Below are 1,001 nucleotides of genomic sequence, written 5' to 3'. Positions count from 1 at the left end.
GAAAAAAAACAAAATTCTCTGCTCCCACATTCATTCCTTATTTTAAACAATACAATAAGTTTTTAAATCATACTGTTTATAAAATAAAAGAAGGTAATAGATGGGTATGTGAGACAGACCTTGTTTCTTATTTTGATCATATTGACCATGACCTTCTAATGAATATGTTAAAACGACATCTCAAAGATGAAACTTACTCTTATATTATAGAAATACTAATTCCGACCTATTTAAAAAGCTTTTATTCACTAAAGGGGGAGAGTAAAAGATCAGATAAAGGTATTCCTCAAGGGGGATCTTTGGCTTATTTTTTAAGTAATTTATATCTAAATGAGTTAGACCATAAAATGAAAGAATTCACGAAATTTAACTATATTCGCTATGTGGACGATATAAGGATATTAGGAAAAACTAAACAAGAAGTAGAGAGAAGTCTACTGCATTTGCAGGCTCACTTATGGGAATTAGGTCTAGAAATAAATGCTGGTAAAACAAAAGTATATGAAGTTGAAGATGATGAAGAATTAGAAGAGTTTAGAGAAGAGCAAGAGGATAAGTTGTCACATTTACAAGAGGAATCTGACGAAGAGATGTATAGGTTACTTCAGCAATATAAAGATGATATAACTAAAAATGAAAAACTTCCACAAGCTAAAGGCGATTTCAAGGAACTTGAAAAGTTGAGAAAGAGAAAAATCAATTTTGCAACTAATAATTTAATTAGAAAAGGTGATCCAGCCTCCTTTCCATTATTGGTATCACAAATGGAAACAAAACCTGAAAAAGTTACCTATTTTTTAGAAAAGCTCTTCAAATATAGATTTAAAGAAAAGAAGCTCAATGTAGTGAGTATTAATAATATCTATTTGGATCGTCCTTATGAAACCTATGTTGGTGCGGCAATAGCAAATTTGTACAATTGGAATATGAAACTCCGAGGTGGATTTAGTAAGGTCATTCCCAGTGAGACAGGTATTGTAGAATTATATATATTAAATAGC

At 30.6% G+C, this 1,001-nt stretch carries 1 protein-coding gene; it reads left to right on the top strand.

From position 1 onward, the window contains the following. On the top strand, positions 1-1,001 hold a 1,001-nt coding region (locus LWH95_RS21385; protein ID WP_232920345.1), incomplete at both ends, for a reverse transcriptase/maturase family protein.

Origin of the sequence: Bacillus sp. G16 (genome assembly GCF_021282335.1) — a bacterium.
Classification (GTDB): Bacteria; Bacillota; Bacilli; order Bacillales; family Bacillaceae; genus Bacillus; species Bacillus inaquosorum.
This window is presented reverse-complemented; position numbering and strand designations above follow the sequence as displayed.